The sequence below is a fragment of the Clostridium aminobutyricum genome (assembly GCF_017255415.1).
GTDB classification, from domain to species: domain Bacteria; phylum Bacillota; class Clostridia; order Peptostreptococcales; family Anaerovoracaceae; genus Aminipila; species Aminipila aminobutyrica.
In genome coordinates, this window is sequence record NZ_JAFJZZ010000001.1 from 1,103,046 (window position 1) to 1,125,740 (window position 22,695).

Below are 22,695 nucleotides of genomic sequence, written 5' to 3' on the forward strand. Positions count from 1 at the left end.
AGTATTTCCCTATCTTCTTGAAACTCGAGCGTATCGCTTTAGTTTTTCCAAATCTTCTAAGCTCTTACCGGTCCCCAAGGCAACCGCTTCAAAAGCATTTTGTTCAACGGCAACAGTCATTCCGGTCTTCTTTGCAATCAATTTGTCTAAATTTGTAAGAGTTCCGCCGCCACCCGATAGCACTAATCCGTTCATGACGATATCAGCTGAGATTTCAGGCGGTGCCTTTTCTAAAGTTGACTTAATACCGTCAATAATAATATCAACCGACTCTTCCAATGCAATCAGCATATCTCGATTGGTTACTTCTACTGTAGCAGGAAGTCCTGAGATAATATCTCTTCCCCTGGCTTTATCCGTTATAATAATTTCGTTGCCATTTTCGTCTGTATCTAACATGGCACATCCGATATTAATCTTAAGAGCTTCAGCGGTTTTATCACCGATGGCAATATTAAAGTTCTTTCGCATATACTGAATAATCGCTTCATTGAGTTTATCTCCTGCATAGCGCAATGAAATACTCGTCACAATACCGCCTAATGCAATAATAGCAACGTCCGTTGTACCTCCGCCTATATCTGCTATCATACAGCCTTCTGCACCGTCTATTGCCAAGTTTGAACCGATTGCAGCTGCCATTGGTTCTTCCAAAATGTATACTTCTTTTGCGCCCATCTGTCTCACAACTTCTTCAACAGCACGCTTCTCTACTTCGGTTACCCCGCTTGGTACGCCTACGGCAATCCGAAGATTTCCTGGATTTTTATTGCCGAGAGCTTTTCGAATAAAAACTCGGATCATTTCGGCTGTCATATCAAAATCGGAGATAACACCATCTTTCAAGGGTCTGATAACTTTAATAGTAGACGGGGCTTTACCGATCATTTCTTTTGCTGCCATACCGGTCGCCATAACGCTGTTATTTAATTTGTCCATCGCTATGACAGAAGGCTCATTTAATACTATGCCCTTTTCTCTCATATATATTAAAGTATTCGCCGTTCCTAAGTCTATTCCCATATCGTTTCTAAAAAACATATTAATTCCTCCACTGTATCAAATAATTTGTCCATTACTATGTACGGATCTATTTTTTAATACTCCGTTTAGTTTACATAAAACCTCTATTTTTCAAACTAAAAAAAGTGCCGTCCCCAATAATGATATGATCCCATACCTGAATGCCCAGAATTTCTCCTGCCCTCAAAAGCCGATGGGTAATATCAATATCTTCTTTGCTCGGTGTGGGATTGCCGCTCGGATGGTTATGGACAAAAACCACTGCGGCAGCACTCTTTCTAACTGCATTACAAAAAATTTCTCTTGGATGAACAATGGTACTGTTCAAGTCACCGATTGCTGCATTTTCTACCGAAAGGATTTCGCCTTTTGTATTTAGCAAAACCACATTAAAAAACTCCTTTTTATAGTATCTCATTTCTTCCATAAAAAGGTTTGCAATTATTTCCGGATTATTTATTTGAATCTTTGATGCTTTTGGTTTATTGGAAATGCGTTTTCCTAATTCTATCGCTGCAATAATCTGACAGGCTTTTGCTTTTCCGATACCCTGTATTTGAGAAAGCTCTTCAGGCACACAATCCGCTAAAAATGCAACTCCATTTTTATCATAAGAAAGAATTTCATTTGCTAGAATCAACGCTGACTTTTTGTTGGTTCCTGTTCTAATTAGAATCGCCAACAGTTCTGCATTGGATAAAGCTCCAATTCCGTATAGCATTAGCTTCTCTCTCGGTCTTTCATCCGGTGGAAGTTCCCTTATAATCAATTTGTCGTTCCCCCTCACATCGTAACGATGCTACCTACCATCTCTCCTCCTTTAACATTCTGTCCAGCATTTTAATGCTGCTGACAGAATTTAGGCTAGAAAATCATAAATCTTGATTTATAGATTTTCATCGTCTATTTTTTCTATAATCCCCCAATTTGCAAAATCTTCATGTCAAAATAACAGTAAATTTGTCGTAGGTCAATAAATGCAATCCTACATTTCGACAATCTTTTTCGCATTTTATATTTTAACATTTTAAAGGTACTTATACAAGAGTTACAATATTCTTCTACTAATAATTTTCGAAATTATAGCCACACTAATGAAGGAATAAAAATTTAGGAGGTAAATTATGAATTCTTTTATTAATGAGAGCATCAAATGTTCAGTGAATCAGTGCAGACATCACGCAAACAGCAAGAACTTTTGTTCTTTAGATTGTATTAGTGTTGGAACACATGAAGCCAATCCAAAGATGGATCAATGTACTGATTGTCTATCCTTTGAAGTAAAATAAGTCCATGTATTTTTTCTAAGGTCATGCACTTTGCCCCTTTCTGTTGCATATAGTAAAAGTCTACAGAGGGGGTTACATAAATGGGAAATTCCTTTCCAAAACCACTTACTAGCAAGGAAGAGGAATATTATCTTAAGCAATTCGAAGAAGGAGATCCGGAAGCAAAAAACATCCTAATAGTTAGAAATCTTAGATTAGTCGCTCATATCGTCAAGAAGTATGCCGGAAATACGGCCAACAGCGATGATCTGATTTCCATTGGAACTATTGGATTGATAAAAGCCATCAATACATATAGCAGCAAGCGAAGTACAAGACTAGCCACCTATGCTGCTAAATGCATCGAAAATGAAATTTTAATGAACATCCGCTCCGAAAAAAAAAGGAAACTTGAGATTTCACTCAATGAACCAATCGGAACAGATAAAGACGGAAATGAAATAAACTTCAATGATATACTTGGCTCAGATCCCGATGCCATCCTGGATGATATTCATTATAAAATGCAGGTCAATGCCCTTTACTGTGCAATTTATAAAATTCTTACCAGAAGAGAGCAAGCTGTCATTATAAAAAGATACGGCATCACAGGAGAAGATCCTAAAACTCAGCGTGAATTGGCAAAAGAGCTTGGAATCAGCCGCTCCTATGTCAGTCGAATTGAAAAAAAAGCAGTTGAAAAACTGCGAGATTACATTAATATCTAAAAAATGGTGCCATTTTTGGCACCATTTTTTAGATATATGATAATTAAAAACATATTAATGTGCTCTTGCCCCATACAGCCCGCCGAAAATTGCTTTTTACAACTGGACTCCCATCCGTATGATATATGATAATATCTTATTGTTTATTTCGTCAGATGAAGTATATTCTAAAAGACTCAATCCGACAAGGTTAAAGCTTTCTTTCAATTGCGTTAATAAATCCAGTAACAATTGTCCTTTTAATCCATTTGGAACAGGTACCATGACATAAGGAAATTCCTCATTGTCAAGAACATCAAGATCAATGTGTATGTAAATATTATTCGAACCCTTTAATCTTACAGCCTGAATAACCCTATCAACGCTTGAATGTATTTCTTCTATACTTATTAAATCTATTTCAAATTCTTTTATATATTCTCGTTCCGGATCGTCTAGATCTCTTTGTCCTATCAGAATTACTTGAGATGGCAGCAATGTAGAGAACATTGTCGCAGAAATCTTATGCTCCCCATCTCCAAGCAGTGTTCTTAAAGGCATTCCATGAAAGTTTTTGCTGGGTGATGATTCAGGGGTATTTAGATCGCCGTGAGCATCTATCCACAGCACAGTTAGATCCCCCTGCAACTTATCATTTAAATAAGATACAGGTACTATTTCAATATCACATCCTCCCCCAATGGTAAAAATGCTATCCGGCTCTTTTTTAGCAATAAGTAAATTTGCCTGCTTTGATTGTCGAAGGATTTTTTTATATCCTAAAATATTATTTGTAATTTCATCAATCTCTTCTTCATCCACCGGTACTTCAAAAAAATCATAATTCTGAAGATAGTTATCTTTTATTTCCAGTGCTCCCTTTAAAATTTCTTTACTTCTGCCTGCTCCCTGCCATTGAGGGAAAAATAAGTTCATATGCTTTGTTTTCATTTTCAGTTTCCTTTCCATCATACAATATTAGAAGTTCGATTCCTGATTGATTAATATTGCATATATCATGCCAACAAAATATTGGTGGAAAGCCACCTATTTAGTACTTATATAGCGTAAACTGTAAAGAAATTTTTACTATGTAAAATAATTTTTACAATATCTTTTATTTTTTATTCAAACTATATTTTTCAATTTTATATCTTAAGCTCTGCCGCGTAATTCCGAGTTTTCTTGCTGCTTCAGCATAAGTACTATTTTCGGCAATTGCTTTAGTGATTAAATTCTTTTCATATTGTTTCATCTTTTCCTCTAGATTTGCATTTGAATCGGCAATAAAATATTCACTCGTTGCATCTTCCGCAGTAGCTGCATGAACCATATAGTCAGGCAAATCCTTTAAGGTAATTTGATTGCCCTTCACCAAATTAAAGGTACCTTCAATTACATACCGTAACTCTCTGACATTTCCTTTCCAACGACACTCTTTAAACAAGTTCATTACAAGTTCACTGACACCGTCAATAGAACAATTCATCGTTCCATTATAATAATCAATGAAATGATTAACCAAAAGAGGAATATCCTCTTTCCGCTCTCTTAAAGGTGGGATATGAATAGAAACAACACTTAACCGATAGAATAAATCTTCTCGGATTAGGTTCTTCTCCATCGCAATCATCGGCGGGAGATTCATAGCAGAAAGTATCCGCACATTTACAAATTTATCCTCATTTTCTCCGAGCCGGCGAATCACGTGATCTTCAAGAAAACGTAACAATTTCGACTGAACGTTTAAAGGCATCCTGTGGATTTCATCTAAAAACAATATCCCGCCGTTCGCCTTCCAGATCAATCCTTGAGTGTTTTCTGCACCGGTAAACGCACCTTTCACTGTCCCAAACAAGACCGATTCCAGTAAATTTTCCGGTACAGCCGCACAATTCAGAGGCACAAACGGCATCTGATTTCTCCGACTATGGTAATGGATAGATTGTGCAACAAGTTCTTTGCCCGTTCCAGTTTCTCCTGATATAAGCACAGAAGAATCTGTTTTTGCTACCCTTAGAATCTTTTCTTTAATTTCAAGCATAGCCGGATCTTTTGTAATCATATCTTTTAAAGAATAGCCTTTATTCTCTGCAACTTTCACAGAGTTATCTTCCTGCATTTTAATAAACTTTGATACCTCTATTGCGCCTATTATTTCATTCCCGTCGATAATGGGAACAGTACTATTGATAATATGATGCAAATTGCCCCTAAAATCATATAATGTTTGCTGTTCATAAAATATCGGTTTTCCCGTTTTTAGTACTTTTAATATACTGCTGTCTTCTTCTTTTAGCTGAGGATACACCTCGAGTAAGTGCATTCCAGTTGTGTTTTCATTCTTAAATTCCTTCACTTTCGTATCATACAAGGTGCTATACTCAACGATGCCCTCTCGATTCACTATAATGATCCAATCAATTTCATCATACAGATTCAATACATTATTAAGAGCTTTATTTATCAACTGGTTCACTTCCTCTCAAAAAACAGCAAGCATTCCTCCATCATTTCGACTTTGCATACACTGTTTTGCCTGCTACGCTATAAGACAACTGATAGCCGAAAGTTTCAAGGACTGGGCGGGCGGGCAGATAGGTTCGTTCGCCCTTGATGACAGCAGCCGTATCCATGGTTAATTCTTTTCCATTTACCACATACGTATTGCTGCCGATATGGATATCAAGTCGCGTTCCATTGAGATCAGCACCGACTGAAACGATTTTTCCTTCTGTGTCAGCTGTATAGCTGACCTCAGCACCGATGCTTTCCAGCAGTTTTCGCACCGGAACCAGCGTTCGGTTGTTTTCATCAATAAAAGGACTTCCCATTCCGTCCTTTGAAGTAAAAGCCAGCGGTTTATTATCAATCACTACCCAGATATAATTCTTAATTTCCTCTTTGGTCAGTCCGTCCATAGTGGTCAATGTGTCATCTATCATAGACACTACACTGGTCTCGTCATAGGTATCTTCGTTCACATCAAAGAGCATCACGCCTCCTGCCGTCCGAAGGGCAATCATCGTCTTTTCACGAAGCGTATTCAGCCCGTTATAGGTGGATTCCAGAGGCTCTGTAGCCAAATAGTCTTGATAGGCGTTTTCCTTGTTCATATCCACTAAAAACCGGTATTGCTGCCAGCTTGGTCTTGCATAAAGCGGCATACCTAATACCAATTTTTCTGCAGGTACATTTCTGTACGTTTTCCAATAGTTTATGGTTGTGTTTGCATACCATATCGGGCTATGGTTTGGGTCTGTCTTTAAATCGTAGCACATTAAATTGATAAAGTCGAAACAGGCTAGTGTTTTATCCGTAACACCCTCCAAGGCTTCCCAAACTTTTTTACCATCCGTACTCCCGGTCCCAGGTAATGCAGTAGAGAGCCCTTTATTCATTGGTTTCAATCGTTCTGATAATAAAACAATGGTCTTTTCATAATCCGCACTGGTACTATATTTAGGATACTCCCAGTCAATTTCAACGCCATCAAATCCATATTGCTGCACAACGTCTATGATATGATTCACAAAAATCGTTCTTAGGTTATCATCTGCGCCAATTTTTTCAAATACAGGGAACAACGGAGTACCGTCTTTTTCGGCATATCCGCCTACGGAAACATATACCTCCGTTCCCGCATTATGGCACTTTTCAATCAATTGTTTTAATTCTTCCGGTTCTTCAAAAGGCTTACACGTACCATCCTCTTTCGGTATTAAAAACCCATAGATGACATGAGTCAAATTTTCCGCCTGTAGCTTTTCTATCGGTACATCGAACCATTCCCCACAATAGTATCCGATCACTTTAAATTCATCTGTTTGATTGGCTGAATCTCCTTGGCTATTATCACTTCCAAAGCTTACAGCAGGAAGCAACATAACCGTCAGCATAGCAAATATCATTGCTGCATGAATTAACATTCTACCGCTTTTCTTTAATCTCATTTTTCCTATCTCCTATTCCTCTTATCTTGTTATTTTGATACACAATCCCCTGTTGATATAATTTCCTGTTTTTTACACATTAATTAAAAGAAGCCTCTTGTCCATTTTCCACTCGGTTTCGTCCGCTGTCTTTGGCTTTATATAGCCCCATATCTGCTCGAAGCAATAAATTGGATATTGTATCCATTTTGATATTGGTTGCGACTCCAAAACTGCAAGTTACTTTAGTTGTCAAATGGAAATTAAATTCTTCAATTATTTTTCTTATTCTTTCAGCTAAATACACCGCTTTTTCAAAGTCAGTCTCGGGACAGATTATTAAAAATTCTTCGCCGCCCCATCTGCCTACTTTTTCACTTTTCTCTACATTATTTTTGAGAAGCTCTCCTATCTTTGTAAGTACCATGTCTCCGACATTATGCCCGTAGGTATCATTTATTGTCTTAAATAAATCAATATCCAGTAAAATAAGTGAAATTTTTTTATTTTCTCTTCTGCACCGACCGTACTCTATTTCTAAAATTTCGTTTAATTTTCGGCGATTATAAATATTGGTCAGTTCGTCCATCGAAGAGGTATAACGCAGTGCCTCATTGATCTTTTCAATTTTAGTGGTTTTGGCTTGAAGCAGTTTATTTTTATCACATATAATTTTTTGATTTCTAAACTCTTTCACATACCTCCTATAATTAATAACGGAAACAATCCATGCGATGATGTTATTGGACAGAATATCCGGTATAAAGCTGCTTTGAACAATATCAGGCTGAAATATCGGTAACAAAAATATGGTCAACAGGCTAGTTGTACCATAAATGCAAAAATTGACTGCTGGACTAAAATAGAAAACTACAGCAAATCCGTAAATCACCGAAGAATAAATGGTAGGCAAGACAAATAGATGGTTATGTACCAGTAATGTTCTGGCGATTGCAATCGCAAACCCAAAAAATCCAAAGCTAACCTCATATATTTTTAAAATCCAAGATACATTTTTTACCTTCTTCACCTGTATCGTTCCGCTTATTACACCATACAAGGCCATAACAAACGCCGTGATAAAATGAATGATATGTATCAATCCGGATGTGGTCACATAGAATCCATAGTACAATTGTTCTATAGTCAAATAAATAGATAATATCAGTATGCATAAATTATTATGCATAAACTTTTTTTCATAAAACTCTTTCGTGTTTTCCTTCACTATAATACTTGAAAAAAAATTATGAATATAGTTCATAGTGATAGCCTTTCGATTAATAATCTGAAATAAGGGTTGAAAATTTTATCTTCACAAAATTGTACAAACATTTTCATTATACACCCAAATTCAAAATTTTCATATATTTTCCTTCTTACAAAATAAAGGCAGCTGAATGCTGTCTTTATTGAACATCTCCCTCTATATCTTTCCACGAAAATTTGAAACCATAGTGCCACAGTGCTATTAAAATAGACAACGATATTACTGCATTTATAATGATGCCAGCAGAAATATAGGATAAAAACACATAATGAACTCCCGCCAAGCAAGCGCATAACGCAAATGAAAAAAATACTATGCCGATATTACTGCCATTCTGAGCATATTGGAAGTTCTTGTAAAACGGTAATTCTTTCTTTGAAAAATGAAAAATCACTAAAATCAGTACCAACATGTTGAGAAAAATCAAAACAAGGTCTAAGACGATCTTCAATCCAAAAATAGCGATGGAGATTACGCTCAATAGGAAATAAGTCGGAACAATGTAATGGTATAGAAAGGCTTTCAATGCGCCTTTTATTACCCATGCAGGCTGTTCTATAGGCAAGGCCTTATAGATCCAAGCACCTTTATAATCCTCACTTTTACTGATCATCGAAAACAGCGAAGAAAGGAAAGCCACTGAGAAATACAAATAAAGGTAGTATCTTCCATTCCTTATTTCTTCAAACAGAGCGGAAAAAGATTGATTTGCCCTATAAAAACTAAAGAAGAAGATTAAAGGCATCATTACCGAAAAAACAAGATTTGGGTAGATGCTCAATTTTAATTTTCGCTCATTTCCTAACATGATCAACGTAAATCTAAAAAAGGTCCTCTCAAGCGGGTGGATGCAAATCCTGTTAGCAACTCTGTTTTGCCACGCATTTTCTGGCATTTTCTTTCGTTTTGGATTGTCGCTGTTTTTCATCTTTTGTAGATTTCTTTCAAAACCAGGTGCAACCACCTTCACGTATAAAGTCATGGTTATGATAGGAACAATAATTCCGGTGAAACTTAGAAAAATATAGTACGGATTAAAGTCATGCTCCACTAGCAAATTAAAAGGCGCAGCAAACCATGTTGACGGCAAGAAAAAATTCCACCAATGCGGGCTGATGCTTATGTTCAAATCTGAAACATTAAAAAGTCTTCCTATGAATTGATACATTAAAATCATAAAGACAGTTAATACAATCTGACAATAGTTGATGATATCTTTTAATTTTTCACCGCTGAAAATTGTGAGAATTGCATAGTAAAAAATGGATGTAAATAAGATCACAAAACCGCAGATCAGTATCAGTTCAAACAGAAAAACAAGAGCAAATAAAACCCCATATTTGATGAGACTGCAAATGATTGAAGCCCCCGATAGGGCTATGGTTATGGTGGAAAGATAGGCAAGTATATGAATCATTTTTGCCGTACTTAAAGTTTTAGCATCTACCGGTCTAGGTAAAAGAATGTTCTTATCATCCAGATCAAGAAGCACAGAAGAAAAGTCTGAGACCATCGTTGTCATAATCATAAAGATCAGCATGCCAATGACAATGTTCATTTTTAAAAATAAAGGGAAAGGGATCAGCACGAATGCTCCAATAAACAGTCCTAAAAAGGCGTATATAGCCAATGAAGAGCGAAAGGAACTTTTCGATTCGGATTTCTTAGTATCCCTCATGATGGTTGGTACTCTTCGCCCATCCATCACAAATTTCAGCTGCAAAATTTTCCTCATAATGGGGTAATCAATCCCCGCAGATTTAAAGATAAAACTAATTTTATCCAATAATTTTAATAGCATAAAATCTTTCATTTTAACCCTCTTTCAGCACAGATATAAATTCATCAGCAATTTGCTTATGCTGATTGAATCCGGTCAGCTGATTAAATATATCTTCCAGTGAACCTTCACTGCATTTTTCCTGCAACTGCAAGAAGGTACCGTCCGCTACAATTTGACCGCTATGAATTAAAATGATTCGATCACTTATTTTTTCGACAACCTCCATGATATGGGAAGAATAGAAAATTGTTTTTCCTTGCACGGCCAATTCGGAAATGATTTCTTTAAAAACCATAACACTATTTGCATCTAATCCGCTCAAGGGTTCATCAAAAAATAAAATATCAGGATTATGAAGCAAACTGGCCACAATCAGTACTTTTTGTTTCATACCTTTTGAAAAAGAAGAGATTCGGTTGGTATAAGCTTCGCCTATGCCGAGCAGTTTCATCAGCTTTTGAGCTTTACGGTCAACCGTCTGATAATCTATTCCGTAGATCTCGCCAATAAACGTAAGATATTCCTGTGCAGTAAGTGTATCATACAGTTCCGCCGTTTCAGGGACATAACCGATTCTTTTCTTATATTCAATGCTCCCGGCAGAAATATCTTCGCCGAAAACCTTTACTTCCCCTTGATATCCTTCTAAGATTCCTAACAAAATTTTTACTGTAGTACTTTTCCCTGCTCCGTTTGGCCCTATATAGCCGATAATTTGTCCTCCCTGTATTTCCAGATCAATTCCTTTCAAGACCTGTTTCTCGCCAAAGCTCATTTTCAAGTCTTTTATAGAAACGATCTTTTCCCCTGGTGCATCCATTTTTCATCCCCCTATCCTAATTTTAGTCCTAATATTTTACCACAAATAACATATTCTAACAATGTAGTTCTCTTGTCTCTTATACCAGCTGTTTCTTTCCCACTAAAAATACCGTCTCGGATAATCCAAAACGGCATTGTTTTTATTCCTATCTTTAATCTGTGAAGCCAAATTGGGCTGCAATCTTTTCGTAAGCGGGAATGGATACACCGAGTTTTCTGCCTAAACGAACCACTTCAAACAGAAGTCCGTCTATCTCAGAACGTTTACCCTGCCTTAAGTCTCGCTGCATGGAAGTCGACGCGGTAGGGGTTAGTGCTGCTAAAATATCCAAATTTGTTTTAACAATATCCACGGTAAAATGGATAGCCAACGTGTTAGCCAGCTTTTCTATTTCCTGCATGAGCGCGATAAAGGTATCTCTTGCGATGCCGTCCTTTTGCACATCTCCTGCATCCACATCATAATAAGCCCCACAGGCAGCCATAGGCGAAACGTAGGAAAATTTTTGAAGTGCATCGCGCTTGATATCTTCCGATAAAGTACCCGTTATACCGCTTTCCTTTAAATCCTGAGCTACTTGCTCGAGAGCCGGACGATATTCTCCATTCTTCCTTACACCAAATATAACGTTGAAAATATCCCCTTTCTGTACTATAGTACCCGGTTCTTTGATTTCTGCCGCTATGTAGATGCAGCCATCGGTTACTAACAAATTCGGCAACAGCTCTTGCATCTTTCCTCCTGTGCCATATACATTGAGCAACGGAATAACGATGGTATCTTGATGAGCAACCCGCTTTATAAAAGGAATCGTTTCCTCTAAGGAATAAGATTTCACACAAACAAATATGATATCCGGCTTATCGTTATAATGCTCCATGTCAAAAGCCGTTATCGGGCAGACCGTATAGTGTCCCTTACAGGTCGTTTCCATATGCAGTCCATTTTCTTGAATGGCTGTCAGATGCTTCCCTCTGGCAATCACGGTTACGTCCTTCCCTGCTTCTGTCATAAGAGCTCCTATACTTCCTCCGATACCGCCGGCTCCGATGATTAAATATTTCATGTTCTTCCTCCGAATGCGTATTCATGTCATATTATAAAGTATACCACCGAGTGAAGGTCAATAGGCAATTTTGATTATTTTAAAAAAACGAACCGTACTTTCCATATAAACAGGCACCCAAGACAACGCAAACTGCCATTTCCATCATACTGTTTGTTCGAATGCGCAGAAGATGGAACCGTTTATTTGAAATCGGCCAAAGCCACATGATTCCCTGAACATTTAATGTATCTAAAACCAAGTGGGACATCATGCCCGGAATGAACCCTCGAATAAAATACGGAGCGAAGACATTCCACTCATGAAGCCAGCTCCAGTCCAATACTCCTAAAATGATGCTCACAATCGCAACAAATACCGGAGTATGTATAACACCTCTGTGCTTAAACAAACCCGACGCTGCATTTGCTAGTAGGGGAATTTTATGCGCAATCCAACTTTTTTTATGGTCAATATCGATAAATAATGAGCCCAGAACAGCTCCGGTCAGGATAGCTGATTGCTGTGTCGGTTCATTGACTCCCATAGCATTGATGACCATGACTCCTGCTGCTGCTCCGCCTAAAGAATGTGTTATATAGTTCATGATTTTACCTCCAACTACTTCTAAAACCCTTGCTGTTTTCCTCTTTACTGCAACAAAAAAAGAGGCTTCCGCACCTCTGTACTTCCTTTTTGTCCAAATTGAACAAAAACGCCATAAGCATTTTTAATATTTTTCTAAAACATACCGAAGTCCGAAATGTTTGTAATCCTTCCAAAATTGGGTTCGGTTTTGTGACAGCGGTAATGGCTCGCTTAGTCGTTTCTGTTCGTTCAACGCTTCCTCCGGCGAACGGTTCTCTGTAATCATATCTTGTTGACACTGTCTCAATAAATCTTCTCCCTTTGGCGAGTTGATTAAAATTAACGAAACGCCAAGAGGATCAAAAAAATCGGGACTGTATTTTTCAATTCCCCAGTAATCAGCAATAGTCAGATCGGAAACGCGATGAATATCTGTAAATTGGCATTGCGAACAAGACGGTCGTGTGATACTGCCGCTCTTAAAGAATAATTGATAAAAGCGATTATCTTCCTGCTTGTTTGGATTTTTATCTGTTGTAAACAAAAAACCCTTTTTACTGTTATCACGACTCCATCCTAAATTTTTCGAACGAAATTGTATGCCGGTGATTTTTTCTCCATATTCTTCTTCCAATAAATTTTTATAGTCTTCCCAAACCAAGGGGCTTGGTATACTGTAACAAATCAAGTCACACATATATAAATTTTCTGTCAAGGATGACTCCCCGATGAATCCCCTTAATCCTGCACACTGGCAAGGGGTACCGGTGAAAAAAGTAATTCGCCCTGCTTTTAAATCTTTTTTGATTCGGGTATAGGTATCGCCCATATCGCTCTGCACATATTTAGAAAACCTCATCCGATCTCGCTGTTCAGTCGTCTCCGCTCTCCGATGTATGACACGAAAAGACTCATCAAAATCAGCCCCATAAATAATACCGCCCTGTCTTAAAATTGCGTCAGAAACAGCAGTGAACGCACCGCCTGACGTGGAATTCTGCAATACTTGCTTTGACTTATGACGTGCCGCACAAACAGAAGGCAAACCATTTTGTTTATAATTTCCCTCCTGTAGAATCGGACAGATTCCCGTGCATCTGCGGCAGTTCACACATCGAGTTGGGTCTATTTTAGGATATAGAAACCCTTCTTCATCAGGCAACATATGGATGGCTTGCATCGCACAAATAGCAGAGCAGGCACCGCATCCACAGCAATTTTCTTTTTTTGGATAAACTGATTGCATCGTCTCTTCCTCTGTAATAGAAGTCCATGTGAAATTCTATAGCTCTATGATACCTCCGCAATGCGGACATCTTATCACTTCTTTTTCCACAGCATTCGTTAAATCAAATACAAAATATCGTTGGCAGTGTTTACATTTTATCATTTTTTTCCCTCCATTTTTACCCACAACAAAAATTATACTACTGAATTAAAATAAGAAAAAGTCTTGACATCTCGATAAATAGTTCTTCTATTGTTATTTTATTTTTTTGATATTCGTTTCCTTTCAAAAAATAATAATTTTTAAAAAAGTTCAATTTAGTTGTAAAAACAACATACATCAACTATTAAATATCCTAAAATTAGCATACAGTCACTACTTGATGTTTAAATCTAGTATGTTTTATGTTCTATCAAATCTAAAATCTGCAATTGATAAAGGAGGAAACAGAAATGGTGAAGTACAGCTGCATCCCATGTGGATATGTTTATGACCCTAAGCTAGGTGACCCTGATAATAAAATTAAGCCAGGTACTGCTTTTGAGGACCTGCCGGAGGATTGGACATGCCCCATTTGTTTTGTAGGTAAAGAAGATTTTGAAGAAGTTGAAGAGTAAAATTAATTTAGGAGGAATTTAATTATGAGTATGTTTTGTTTTCAATGTCAAGAAACCGCTAAAGGAACAGGTTGTGAAGTAAGAGGAGTTTGCGGAAAAACAGAAGAAGTTGCAAAATTACAGGATCTACTGATCTATACAACCAAAGGCATAGCTGAAGTTATGACGAAAGGTAATTTAGATGCAGCCGCACACAATGGATTAAATCATGAAGTATTAAAAAGCCTTTTTATCACCATCACAAATGCGAATTTTGATGACCGGGCAATCGTTCAACAGATTACTAAAATGATTGAACTACGAAACGAGTTAAAAAAGCAGGTTTCTGGTATCCCATTCAGCGATGCAGCAAACTTTGAAGTAAACGATAAGGCTTCCATGCTTGAGAAAGCCTCTGCAATAGGCGTCCTTTCCTGTGAGAATGAGGATGTACGTTCATTAAGAGAAATGATTATTTATGGGATTAAAGGGATGGCGGCTTATACCCATCACGCACTTAATATCGGGAAAGAGGATCCGGCTATCTATGAATTCATTTATGAGGGACTAGCGGCTACATTAGAGGATACATTAACGGCTGATGATCTGGTAGCGCTTACACTGAAGACAGGAGAACTAGGTGTTACTGCAATGGCCTTATTGGATGCAGCTAATACGTCAAGATATGGAAACCCTGAAATTACAACGGTTGATATCGGTGTAAGAAACAACCCTGGTATTCTAATCTCCGGTCATGACCTTACTGATTTGGAGCAATTGCTTGAACAGACAAAGGGAACCGGTATTGATGTTTATACCCACAGTGAAATGCTGCCGGCTCATTACTATCCGGCATTTAAAAAGTACGATAATTTTGCTGGAAATTACGGCGGGTCATGGTGGAAGCAAGTAACCGAATTCGAAACCTTTAACGGACCTATCCTATTTACAACCAATTGTATCGTTCCTCCGAAGAGTGAAGAAATTCGTGCCAGAATCTTTACTTCCGGTGCATCAGGATATCCCGGCTGTACTCATATAGAAGCAGATAAAAACGGCAAAAAGGATTTCTCTGCTATTATTGAAATGGCTAAGGCATGTAAGCCGCCGACAGAAATCGAGAGCGGAAATATCGTGGGAGGATTTGCACATAATCAAGTTTTTGCAGTAGCAGATAAGGTTGTTGATGCAGTAAAATCCGGAGCTATCAAGAAATTCTTTGTTATGGCCGGCTGCGATGGCCGAATGAAGTCTCGTGAATATTACACAGAATTTGCTGAAAAACTTCCAAAGGATACGGTTATTCTGACAGCAGGTTGTGCAAAATACCGTTACAACAAGCTGAACCTCGGCGACATCGGCGGCATTCCAAGAGTTCTTGATGCCGGACAGTGTAACGATTCCTATTCCCTTGCAGTCATCGCTTTGAAACTTAAAGAAGTATTTGAACTGGAGGATATCAATCAGCTTCCGATCGCCTTTAATATCGCTTGGTATGAGCAAAAAGCGGTTATCGTTCTGCTGGCTTTACTATATTTAGGAGTTAAGAACATTCATCTTGGCCCTACACTACCGGGCTTTTTATCACCTAATGTAGCAAAAGTTCTTGTTGAAACGTTCGGTATTGCAGGGATTGGTGATGTAGAGGATGACATTCAGTTATTTATGGCTAACTAATCCTCAATAAAGTGTTTGATTCTCTCATTATTTTGGTATAATATTACTATCCGGTGGATATCGTAGCGTATATAGAGAAAGGAAACTTATAATGGGTGTAAACAAATTATTTATTATCGGTGCAGGATTTATGGGAATGGGCATTGCTCAAATCTCCATATGCAGTGGAATTCAAGTAGCTGTCAATGATCTCAGTGAAAAAAGATTAGAGGCTGGCCGTAAATCATTGGAAAAAATGCTGCAAAAAAACGTGAATAAAGGTAAAATGACAGAAAACGAGATGAGCGATGCTCTATCAAATTTATCGTTTACTACTGTTATTTCCGATTGCAGCGATGCAGATTTTATCATTGAGGCAGCTTCAGAAAACGAAAAAGTTAAAATTGCTATTATGGAAGAAGTGGACAAGTACGCAAAGACTGATGCCATCATATCCAGTAACACTTCTTCAATTTCTATCACTACACTGGCCAGCCACCTGAAAGATCCTTCACGATTTATTGGAATGCACTTTTTCAGTCCTGTTCCTCTACTCGATCTATTGGAAGTAGTAAAAGGCTTACAAACCAGCCAGCAGACGATGGATCGCTCTATGGCATTCGGAGAACAGCTGGGAAAGACTTGTATCCTTTCAAAAGATGAACCGGGTTTTATCGTGAACCGTATGCTGCTTCCAATGTTAAATGAAGCATTTATACTTATCGAACGAGGTGTTGGAAGCATTGAAGAAATCGACTTAGGAATGCGTTTAGGTCTGAACCATCCTATGGGACCATTGGAGCTTGTAGATATGATCGGCATTGACGTTGAACTGGCGGTTATGGAAGTGCTGTACAGCGAAATCGGTGATCCAAAATACCGTCCGGCAGTATTATTGCGCAGAATGGTTGCCGCTGGACATTTAGGCCGTAAAACCGGTAAGGGATTCTATATCTACCATGAAGACGGAACTCGTACACCAAATACAGAATTACAATAATTTTTTATATAGGTAGAACGGATTTCCGCTTCACCTTCATTTGAAGGATAGTATCTTAAAAAATAAACCTCCTGAATGCGTATTTCATACTTTGTTCAGGAGGTTTTCAAATGTAAATTTAAATGTAAACGAATATCGTCTTATTTATATTTCAGAAAATTAAAACTTTTACATGCTCTTTATATTTTGTATATTATGTAAACTTTAGTTTAACCCCTATCTGTTTTTCCACAGCCTTCTATTCCCGTATTTTTCGACATTGAAACACTTTTCCACATCTTTTTAAAAAATTGTATACAATTTTATCCCAAGTAGCATGTGGACAAGTTTGAATCCCTTAAGGCTTTTATTTCAATGGTTCTGCCATTCATATAATTTGTCAACAGAAAGTTATCCACAGGTTTACACTTTTGATAATATCCTATTTTGCTCCTCACGAAAAAACAGCCCTCAAGAGCTGTTTTCTGTGTATACGTTTCATTCTTTTTACATTAACCAAAAAATCGCTTAATCTCTATCTCTGCATTTTCCGGAGAATCAGAACCATGTATCAGATTTTCCGTGGTAGAGCTGGCGAAGTCTCCTCGAATCGTGCCCGGAACTGCATTTTCAAATTTTGTTGCGCCCATTAGGATACGTACTCCTTGGATTACATTTTCTCCTTCAACAATCATCGCCCATACAGGTCCTGACGTCATATATCCTTCCATAGCAGGATAAAACGGTTCGTTCGCCACATGAGCATAATGCTCCCGTAATATTTCCTTTTCTAAAGTCATAATTTTCAGTTCAACAACTCGATATCCTTTGGCTTCTATTCTGTCGATAATACGTCCTGTTAGTTTCCTTCTAACCGCATCCGGCTTTAACATTACATAAGTTCTTTCCATACTTTCCTCCTCTTGATTTTAAAGCTTTTATTAACATTTTTTCTATAAATTATACCGATTCATTGATATGTGCTGATTATACCACAATCAAACAAATTTTCAGCATACAAGATAAAATCAAGTGTTTTTTACAAAAAATAATCCTGTAAGAGATCTCACAGGATTTAAAATTATTCTATTAATTTATTTTCTTCACGTTTTAAAGCATTTACATTAATGAGTGGATAATACTTTGTTTAAAAATTCCTTTGCTCTCGGATTTTTTGGATTCGTAAACATCTCAGAAGGTTCTGCCTCTTCCATAATAATACCCTGATCCATAAAGATGACTCTGTCCGCTACATCCCGGGCAAACCCCATTTCGTGTGTCACTACGACCATAGTCATACCCATTGCAGCCAATTCCTTCATAACAGCTAATACTTCCCCTACCATTTCAGGGTCTAAAGCGGAAGTTGGCTCGTCAAACAACATGATATCCGGTTCCATCGCCAGAGCTCTGGCAATAGCCACACGCTGTTGTTGTCCGCCGGACAGCTGTCTCGGCATGGCATCTGCTTTTTCGGAAAGTCCAACTCTTTCCAAAAGCTCGATGGCTTTATCTTCAATTTCTTTCTTGCTTTTTAGTTTTAATTCAAGCGGTGCCATCATAATATTCTGCTTCACTGAGAGGTGCGGAAACAGATTAAATTGCTGAAAAACCATTCCGATATGCCGTCTCGTTTTATTGATATCCGTCTTAGGGTTCGTGATGGAAATATCATCTACGATGATTTCTCCGCCGGTTGACTCTTCCAGTCGATTAATGCATCGAAGGAAGGTCGACTTTCCGGAACCGGAAGGTCCGATAACACAGACCACTTCGCCCTTGGCAATTTCTAAATCAATGCCCTTTAACACTTGAAGGCTTCCGTATGATTTGTGCAAGTCCTTTACTTTTATCTGCGCAGATGTCATGTATTCACCTTCCTCTCCACGTATTTAGCCACTTGAGTCAAAAGCGAAATAAGTATCAAATAGAATATAGCGACCCAAGTATATGTATAAAAGGACTCCAACGTACGGCCTACATAAATTTTCGCCTGGTACGTAATTTCTGCTAATGCAATAACAGAGATGATAGAAGAATCCTTTAAGGTAATAATAAACTGGTTCACTAAAGATGGTAAGCAAATACGAAAAGCTTGCGGCAGGATCACTTTTCTCATCCCTTGTGTCTGAGAGAGTCCTAAACTTCTTGCCGCTTCCATCTGCCCTTTATTAACAGCGTTTATGGCACCTCTAAAGATTTCCGATAAGTAAGCACCTGCATTTAAAGTCAAAGCAATTAAGCCCGCAGTAAAAGGTTCTAATCTTACATCCAATCCCATTAGCTGAAGTAATTGTGGGATCGCAAAAAAAATGTAAAACACTTGAACCAGCAAAGGCGTTCCTCTGATTAGTCCTATATATATTTTTGAAATAAAGCGAAGCGGAGCCTTTTGAGAAATAGCCATTAGACAGGAAATCAAACCCAGTATAAAAGCCAATAGAAGTGACAATATCGTCACTTCTATTGTAACCCAAAGGCCACTTAACAGCATAGGATACACTTCGCCTAAAACTCTAAATAATTCCATTCCAGTTCCCCGTTATTCTGCTGCGATATATTTGTCTATGATGTTCTGATAAGTTCCGTTTTCTTTAATGTTCTTAAGACCTGCATTAAACATGTCAAGAAGTTCTGTATTCTTACCCTTCATTACTGCGAATCCGTAAGAAGAACCCTTTTCCATATCGGTTACCATCTTTAAGCCATTGCCCTGAGAAATTCCATAACCCATTACTGGATAGTCTTCAAAACAAGCTACGGCATTTCCTGTCTTCACCGCTTCATACATGAAAGAAGACTCATCAAAGTAAATCATTTCAAAACCATACTGCTGAGCAATGGATTCTGCAAATGTAGCCCCTTCCGTTCCTGTTTTAATCGCAACCTTCTTGCCCTTTAAATCATCATAAGACTTGATATCTTCATTTGCTGAACGAACAGCCATTACAACACCTGAATCATAATATGGTTCTGAGAAGTCGTACTTCTTTTGACGATCTTCATTAATACTCATACCAGCGATAACAGCATCTGCCTGATTGGATTCAAGCGCAGCCACTGCGGCACTGAAGCCAAGTGGATTTAATTGATACTCAAATCCCTGATCGTCTGCAATTGCCTGTAATATTTCAATGTCAATTCCAACATATTCACCCTTATCATTCTGGAATTCAAATGGTGCAAAAGTTGTATCCGTTGCAATTTTATATACCGTTTCTTTTGGAGCATCTTCTTTAGCTGCTCCTCCGCCACATGCAGTAAGCACGCTCATTGATAGTAGCAAAACAAGTGCTACACTTAGAATTTTTTTCATTTACCTTTTCCTCCTAATTAGTTGTTATAATACCATACATAGTTATTATACATGAACAAGCTCTAAATGAAAAATGGTTTTTTTTGAAAGTTTAATATGATATTATGATATAATAAACGCAAAGATTAAATATGGCATCGCCGTAAGGAAGCATTCATTGAATCGTGCGGCGGCGCTGCTTGCATGATATAATTTTCAATAGAATAATTTCAGTTTTTGTGCTCAAACTTATGAAAAGAGGTGAAACATGGCACAATCAATACTATGGGCCGCGAGCGGTACCGGATTCACATTTTTAATGACCACCTTAGGTGCTGCGATGGTCTTTCTCTTCCGAAAAGAAATGAGCGGTGGGATTCAAAAGGTATTTCTCGGATTTGCTGCCGGAGTTATGATAGCCGCTTCTGTATGGAGTCTTTTAATCCCTGCTATAGAAGAGGCGGAAAAAAACGGCCAAATAGGCTGGGTTCCTGCCGCAGGAGGCTTCATCATCGGGATAGCCTTTTTATATACGCTTGATCATATGATTCCACATTTACACCCTCAAGCAAATCAGCAAGAAGGGATGTCTTCTTCCATGAAACGGACTTCCCTATTGGTTTTAGCCGTTACCCTACACAATATACCGGAGGGTATGGCTGTTGGCTTGTCCTTTGCTTTAGCCGTACAGCATGGAGGTGACAGTTCAGCCTATGCTTCTGCCATGGCCCTTGCGATCGGTATCGGCATTCAGAACTTTCCGGAAGGCGCAGCGATTTCATTACCTTTGCGGCAGGAAGGATTTAGTGTCCGAAAATCGTTTTTTCTCGGAAGTATGTCCGGGATCGTAGAACCGATATTCGGGATTTCAACCGTTTTAATCGCCGGGCTCATTTTCCCTTACATGCCGTGGCTTTTAGCTTTTGCTGCAGGAGCCATGATGTATGTGGTGGTGGAAGAATTAATCCCTGAGGCTCATTTAGGAGAGCACTCCGATATTGGCACGATGGGTGTCATGGCAGGTTTTATCATTATGATGATCTTAGATGTGGCTTTAGGATGATTTAAACTGAATATCTGCGCTAAAAATTACACAAACTAGATTTATTCAAGAACCAAGGAGGCAGTATGAATGAATTTAGTACCTTTCCTCTGGCTGACGTTTCGACTATAGAAAAGGACTCCAATGTAACAATCCCAACGGACGATGGTGTAGAGGAAGTAAAAGATTGGGTAGATTTTAACGAAAAATAATACCTGCAAAAACAGACAGGACATTTTTTTAAATGATCCTGTCTGTTTTTTATTGCCATTTTTATGTTGATTCCTGTTCCGAATCCATTAAATAGTTCTTCACTCCGCTCCACACGTAGCCCTACGCCTATTTCTTCCGTTTATTTTATTTCAAACTCACAATGAACAATGGCAGTGATTTCTTTTTCTAAAGAAGAGGTGTCATTCATGCCGTAATCCGAAACCTCATTAGAATAAAGAGGCGTGATTTGTATAACTCCCATATCTGCATATTTCAAACCACCCAGTTTGCTTCCTGCATTCTCGGCAATCATCTCGGCTCTCTTTCTTGCATCCTTAGTGGCCTCAGCTAACATGGTCACCTTTAAATCGGCAATCTTAGTATATAAATACTGAGGCGCATTGGACTGAAATTGAACTCCTTCATTAATCAGTTCTGTAGCGTTTCTGGAGATTTCCGTCACTCTATCGATGTCGGCGGAGCTGATGGTAACTGTTTGATATAAATCATAGTAGTCGATATCGCTCGTATACTGGCCATTTGGCAATACTACATAATAAATGTTGGTATTGATTGCAGTAAATACGATTTGGTCCTTTTTTACGCCCTGTTTGATAAGATAATCAGATACTTTATTTTTATCTGCTTCAAGTTGGGTATACGCTTCTTGAAGATTTGCCGATTTCGCACTAAAGCTCCCATTCCATACGACGAGATCCGAAGTAATCTGCTGTTTTGCCGATCCCGTAACAGCAATTTTATCTCCGTTTCCTTTCACTTCAACGATGCCGTTTGTAAGAATAATCGATGAGATAATAATTCCGATCACAATAATCATGGCCACTGCACCGTTTGCTGCGATTCTGTTTTTCCATTCATTCATTTCATTGTTCCCCCTTATTAAAAATATTCTGCATTATTTTTTCATTATCTCTTAGACGGACTTCCCTTCCTTTTTGTTCCAATTAAAACTTAAATAGTTATATTGTAAATGCTCTTTAAGTAACCGAAAAACCGGTTGCGCATAAATTGAATGGAGGTGATTTCATATGAATTATTGTGAGTTGACCGCAGCCATTTCTTCTCTTGCCATCGTAATCGCTAAAAATATACCCGATGATGACGAGTTAGACCTGTTGGCAGCTACACTTACCCAATTGGGAGACACATTAGCTACTATTGCAGCTCACCGTTCTTTGTGTGAAAGCAGTAAAACACCTGAACATTCAGAGTAAATCCGGAATCGA

24 protein-coding genes are annotated in these 22,695 nt (G+C 38.1%); 8 read left to right on the forward strand and 16 right to left on the reverse strand.

Annotated elements, in window-relative coordinates:
- Window positions 1-9 precede the first annotated feature (9 nt).
- Together mreB and radC are read right to left on the reverse strand one after the other, a co-directional pair.
- Complete coding sequence (gene mreB / locus JYB65_RS05300) at window positions 10-1,041, reverse strand: rod shape-determining protein (RefSeq protein WP_206581547.1); 1,032 nt, start codon at window positions 1,039-1,041, stop codon at window positions 10-12.
- Window positions 1,042-1,114: 73 nt separating this feature from the next.
- On the reverse strand, window positions 1,115-1,792 hold the full coding sequence (radC, locus tag JYB65_RS05305) for a RadC family protein (protein ID WP_206581548.1): 678 nt from the start codon (window positions 1,790-1,792) through the stop codon (window positions 1,115-1,117).
- Between the two features lie 355 nt (window positions 1,793-2,147).
- Here radC and JYB65_RS05310 point away from each other — a divergent pair, with 355 nt between their 5' ends.
- Complete coding sequence (locus JYB65_RS05310; RefSeq protein WP_206581549.1) at window positions 2,148-2,312, forward strand: DUF1540 domain-containing protein; 165 nt, start codon at window positions 2,148-2,150, stop codon at window positions 2,310-2,312.
- 80 nt (window positions 2,313-2,392) lie between these two features.
- Window positions 2,393-3,019 (forward strand): RNA polymerase sporulation sigma factor SigK, encoded by a 627-nt coding sequence (sigK, locus tag JYB65_RS05315; protein WP_206581550.1) that lies wholly within the window; start codon window positions 2,393-2,395, stop codon window positions 3,017-3,019.
- Window positions 3,020-3,115: 96 nt separating this feature from the next.
- On the opposite strand, the gene JYB65_RS05320 is transcribed toward sigK, so the two are convergent.
- The 9 genes from JYB65_RS05320 to JYB65_RS05360 form a co-directional block, all read right to left on the reverse strand.
- Window positions 3,116-3,949: an arginase family protein gene (locus tag JYB65_RS05320; protein ID WP_206581551.1), complete on the reverse strand. Its 834-nt coding sequence runs from the start codon at window positions 3,947-3,949 to the stop codon at window positions 3,116-3,118.
- 166 nt (window positions 3,950-4,115) lie between these two features.
- Window positions 4,116-5,468 (reverse strand): sigma-54 interaction domain-containing protein, encoded by a 1,353-nt coding sequence (locus JYB65_RS05325; protein WP_206581552.1) that lies wholly within the window; start codon window positions 5,466-5,468, stop codon window positions 4,116-4,118.
- A 40-nt stretch (window positions 5,469-5,508) separates the two neighbouring features.
- The gene (locus tag JYB65_RS05330; protein WP_206581553.1) at window positions 5,509-6,951 is read right to left on the reverse strand and encodes a glycosyl hydrolase family 18 protein; all 1,443 of its coding nucleotides are present in this window, start codon (window positions 6,949-6,951) and stop codon (window positions 5,509-5,511) included.
- Between the two features lie 79 nt (window positions 6,952-7,030).
- Window positions 7,031-8,119 (reverse strand): GGDEF domain-containing protein, encoded by a 1,089-nt coding sequence (locus JYB65_RS05335; protein ID WP_206581554.1) that lies wholly within the window; start codon window positions 8,117-8,119, stop codon window positions 7,031-7,033.
- 220 nt (window positions 8,120-8,339) lie between these two features.
- Window positions 8,340-10,013, reverse strand: coding sequence for an ABC transporter permease (locus JYB65_RS05340; protein ID WP_206581555.1), 1,674 nt, complete (start codon window positions 10,011-10,013; stop codon window positions 8,340-8,342).
- Between the two features lies 1 nt (window position 10,014).
- Window positions 10,015-10,803: an ABC transporter ATP-binding protein gene (locus JYB65_RS05345; protein WP_206581556.1), complete on the reverse strand. Its 789-nt coding sequence runs from the start codon at window positions 10,801-10,803 to the stop codon at window positions 10,015-10,017.
- A 154-nt stretch (window positions 10,804-10,957) separates the two neighbouring features.
- Window positions 10,958-11,872, reverse strand: a complete 915-nt coding sequence (locus tag JYB65_RS05350) for a ketopantoate reductase family protein (protein WP_206581557.1) — start codon at window positions 11,870-11,872, stop codon at window positions 10,958-10,960.
- 79 nt (window positions 11,873-11,951) lie between these two features.
- Complete coding sequence (locus JYB65_RS05355; RefSeq protein ID WP_206581558.1) at window positions 11,952-12,458, reverse strand: metal-dependent hydrolase; 507 nt, start codon at window positions 12,456-12,458, stop codon at window positions 11,952-11,954.
- A 123-nt stretch (window positions 12,459-12,581) separates the two neighbouring features.
- Window positions 12,582-13,685 (reverse strand): Coenzyme F420 hydrogenase/dehydrogenase, beta subunit C-terminal domain, encoded by a 1,104-nt coding sequence (locus tag JYB65_RS05360; protein WP_206581559.1) that lies wholly within the window; start codon window positions 13,683-13,685, stop codon window positions 12,582-12,584.
- Between the two features lie 434 nt (window positions 13,686-14,119).
- Between JYB65_RS05360 and rd the strand changes: the two genes are divergently transcribed.
- The 3 genes from rd to JYB65_RS05375 all read left to right on the forward strand — a co-directional run bounded on the left by rd (window position 14,120) and on the right by JYB65_RS05375 (window position 16,919).
- Window positions 14,120-14,284, forward strand: a complete 165-nt coding sequence (gene rd / locus JYB65_RS05365; RefSeq protein WP_206581560.1) for a rubredoxin — start codon at window positions 14,120-14,122, stop codon at window positions 14,282-14,284.
- Between the two features lie 24 nt (window positions 14,285-14,308).
- The gene (gene hcp / locus JYB65_RS05370) at window positions 14,309-15,940 is read left to right on the forward strand and encodes a hydroxylamine reductase (protein ID WP_206581561.1); all 1,632 of its coding nucleotides are present in this window, start codon (window positions 14,309-14,311) and stop codon (window positions 15,938-15,940) included.
- A 91-nt stretch (window positions 15,941-16,031) separates the two neighbouring features.
- Window positions 16,032-16,919 (forward strand): 3-hydroxyacyl-CoA dehydrogenase family protein, encoded by an 888-nt coding sequence (locus tag JYB65_RS05375; RefSeq protein WP_206581562.1) that lies wholly within the window; start codon window positions 16,032-16,034, stop codon window positions 16,917-16,919.
- A 491-nt stretch (window positions 16,920-17,410) separates the two neighbouring features.
- Here the strand turns inward: JYB65_RS05375 and ndk are convergent, their stop codons facing one another.
- From ndk to JYB65_RS05395, 4 genes are all read right to left on the reverse strand, one after another.
- Entirely contained in the window at window positions 17,411-17,809 is a 399-nt protein-coding gene (gene ndk / locus JYB65_RS05380; protein WP_206581563.1) for a nucleoside-diphosphate kinase, read from the reverse strand.
- Window positions 17,810-18,022: 213 nt separating this feature from the next.
- Window positions 18,023-18,766, reverse strand: coding sequence for an amino acid ABC transporter ATP-binding protein (locus tag JYB65_RS05385; protein ID WP_206581564.1), 744 nt, complete (start codon window positions 18,764-18,766; stop codon window positions 18,023-18,025).
- The gene (locus tag JYB65_RS05390) at window positions 18,763-19,428 is read right to left on the reverse strand and encodes an amino acid ABC transporter permease (RefSeq protein WP_206581565.1); all 666 of its coding nucleotides are present in this window, start codon (window positions 19,426-19,428) and stop codon (window positions 18,763-18,765) included. The genes JYB65_RS05385 and JYB65_RS05390 overlap by 4 nt, the downstream gene beginning before the upstream one ends.
- 12 nt (window positions 19,429-19,440) lie before the next feature.
- Entirely contained in the window at window positions 19,441-20,214 is a 774-nt protein-coding gene (locus tag JYB65_RS05395; protein WP_206581566.1) for a transporter substrate-binding domain-containing protein, read from the reverse strand.
- 247 nt (window positions 20,215-20,461) lie between these two features.
- Here JYB65_RS05395 and JYB65_RS05400 point away from each other — a divergent pair, with 247 nt between their 5' ends.
- Window positions 20,462-21,256 (forward strand): ZIP family metal transporter, encoded by a 795-nt coding sequence (locus JYB65_RS05400; protein WP_206581567.1) that lies wholly within the window; start codon window positions 20,462-20,464, stop codon window positions 21,254-21,256.
- A gap of 65 nt (window positions 21,257-21,321) precedes the next feature.
- Window positions 21,322-21,447 carry a CDIF630_02480 family spore surface protein gene (locus tag JYB65_RS05405; protein ID WP_206581568.1) on the forward strand — a complete coding sequence of 42 codons (126 nt, stop codon included), beginning with the start codon at window positions 21,322-21,324 and terminating at the stop codon, window positions 21,445-21,447.
- Window positions 21,448-21,587: 140 nt separating this feature from the next.
- Here JYB65_RS05405 and JYB65_RS05410 read toward each other — a convergent pair whose 3' ends face one another.
- On the reverse strand, window positions 21,588-22,331 hold the full coding sequence (locus JYB65_RS05410) for an SIMPL domain-containing protein (protein WP_206581569.1): 744 nt from the start codon (window positions 22,329-22,331) through the stop codon (window positions 21,588-21,590).
- A 166-nt stretch (window positions 22,332-22,497) separates the two neighbouring features.
- Here JYB65_RS05410 and JYB65_RS05415 point away from each other — a divergent pair, with 166 nt between their 5' ends.
- A complete protein-coding gene (locus JYB65_RS05415) occupies window positions 22,498-22,683 on the forward strand; it encodes a DUF6774 domain-containing protein (RefSeq protein ID WP_206581570.1) in 186 nt (61 codons plus the stop codon).
- The last annotated feature ends 12 nt before the right edge of the window (window positions 22,684-22,695 follow it).

Coding starts and splice junctions, on each gene's coding strand:
- mreB (WP_206581547.1), bottom strand. CDS start 1,041: ATGTTTTTTAGAAACGATATGGGAATAGACTTAGGAACGGCGAATACT.
- JYB65_RS05310 (WP_206581549.1), top strand. CDS start 2,148: ATGAATTCTTTTATTAATGAGAGCATCAAATGTTCAGTGAATCAGTGC.
- sigK (WP_206581550.1), top strand. CDS start 2,393: ATGGGAAATTCCTTTCCAAAACCACTTACTAGCAAGGAAGAGGAATAT.
- JYB65_RS05320 (WP_206581551.1), bottom strand. CDS start 3,949: ATGAAAACAAAGCATATGAACTTATTTTTCCCTCAATGGCAGGGAGCA.
- JYB65_RS05330 (WP_206581553.1), bottom strand. CDS start 6,951: ATGAGATTAAAGAAAAGCGGTAGAATGTTAATTCATGCAGCAATGATA.
- JYB65_RS05335 (WP_206581554.1), bottom strand. CDS start 8,119: ATGCATAATAATTTATGCATACTGATATTATCTATTTATTTGACTATA.
- JYB65_RS05340 (WP_206581555.1), bottom strand. CDS start 10,013: ATGAAAGATTTTATGCTATTAAAATTATTGGATAAAATTAGTTTTATC.
- JYB65_RS05345 (WP_206581556.1), bottom strand. CDS start 10,803: ATGGATGCACCAGGGGAAAAGATCGTTTCTATAAAAGACTTGAAAATG.
- JYB65_RS05350 (WP_206581557.1), bottom strand. CDS start 11,872: ATGAAATATTTAATCATCGGAGCCGGCGGTATCGGAGGAAGTATAGGA.
- JYB65_RS05355 (WP_206581558.1), bottom strand. CDS start 12,458: ATGAACTATATAACACATTCTTTAGGCGGAGCAGCAGCAGGAGTCATG.
- JYB65_RS05360 (WP_206581559.1), bottom strand. CDS start 13,685: ATGCAATCAGTTTATCCAAAAAAAGAAAATTGCTGTGGATGCGGTGCC.
- rd (WP_206581560.1), top strand. CDS start 14,120: ATGGTGAAGTACAGCTGCATCCCATGTGGATATGTTTATGACCCTAAG.
- hcp (WP_206581561.1), top strand. CDS start 14,309: ATGAGTATGTTTTGTTTTCAATGTCAAGAAACCGCTAAAGGAACAGGT.
- JYB65_RS05375 (WP_206581562.1), top strand. CDS start 16,032: ATGGGTGTAAACAAATTATTTATTATCGGTGCAGGATTTATGGGAATG.
- ndk (WP_206581563.1), bottom strand. CDS start 17,809: ATGGAAAGAACTTATGTAATGTTAAAGCCGGATGCGGTTAGAAGGAAA.
- JYB65_RS05385 (WP_206581564.1), bottom strand. CDS start 18,766: ATGACATCTGCGCAGATAAAAGTAAAGGACTTGCACAAATCATACGGA.
- JYB65_RS05390 (WP_206581565.1), bottom strand. CDS start 19,428: ATGGAATTATTTAGAGTTTTAGGCGAAGTGTATCCTATGCTGTTAAGT.
- JYB65_RS05395 (WP_206581566.1), bottom strand. CDS start 20,214: ATGAAAAAAATTCTAAGTGTAGCACTTGTTTTGCTACTATCAATGAGC.
- JYB65_RS05400 (WP_206581567.1), top strand. CDS start 20,462: ATGGCACAATCAATACTATGGGCCGCGAGCGGTACCGGATTCACATTT.
- JYB65_RS05405 (WP_206581568.1), top strand. CDS start 21,322: ATGAATGAATTTAGTACCTTTCCTCTGGCTGACGTTTCGACTATAGAA.
- JYB65_RS05410 (WP_206581569.1), bottom strand. CDS start 22,331: ATGAATGAATGGAAAAACAGAATCGCAGCAAACGGTGCAGTGGCCATG.
- JYB65_RS05415 (WP_206581570.1), top strand. CDS start 22,498: ATGAATTATTGTGAGTTGACCGCAGCCATTTCTTCTCTTGCCATCGTA.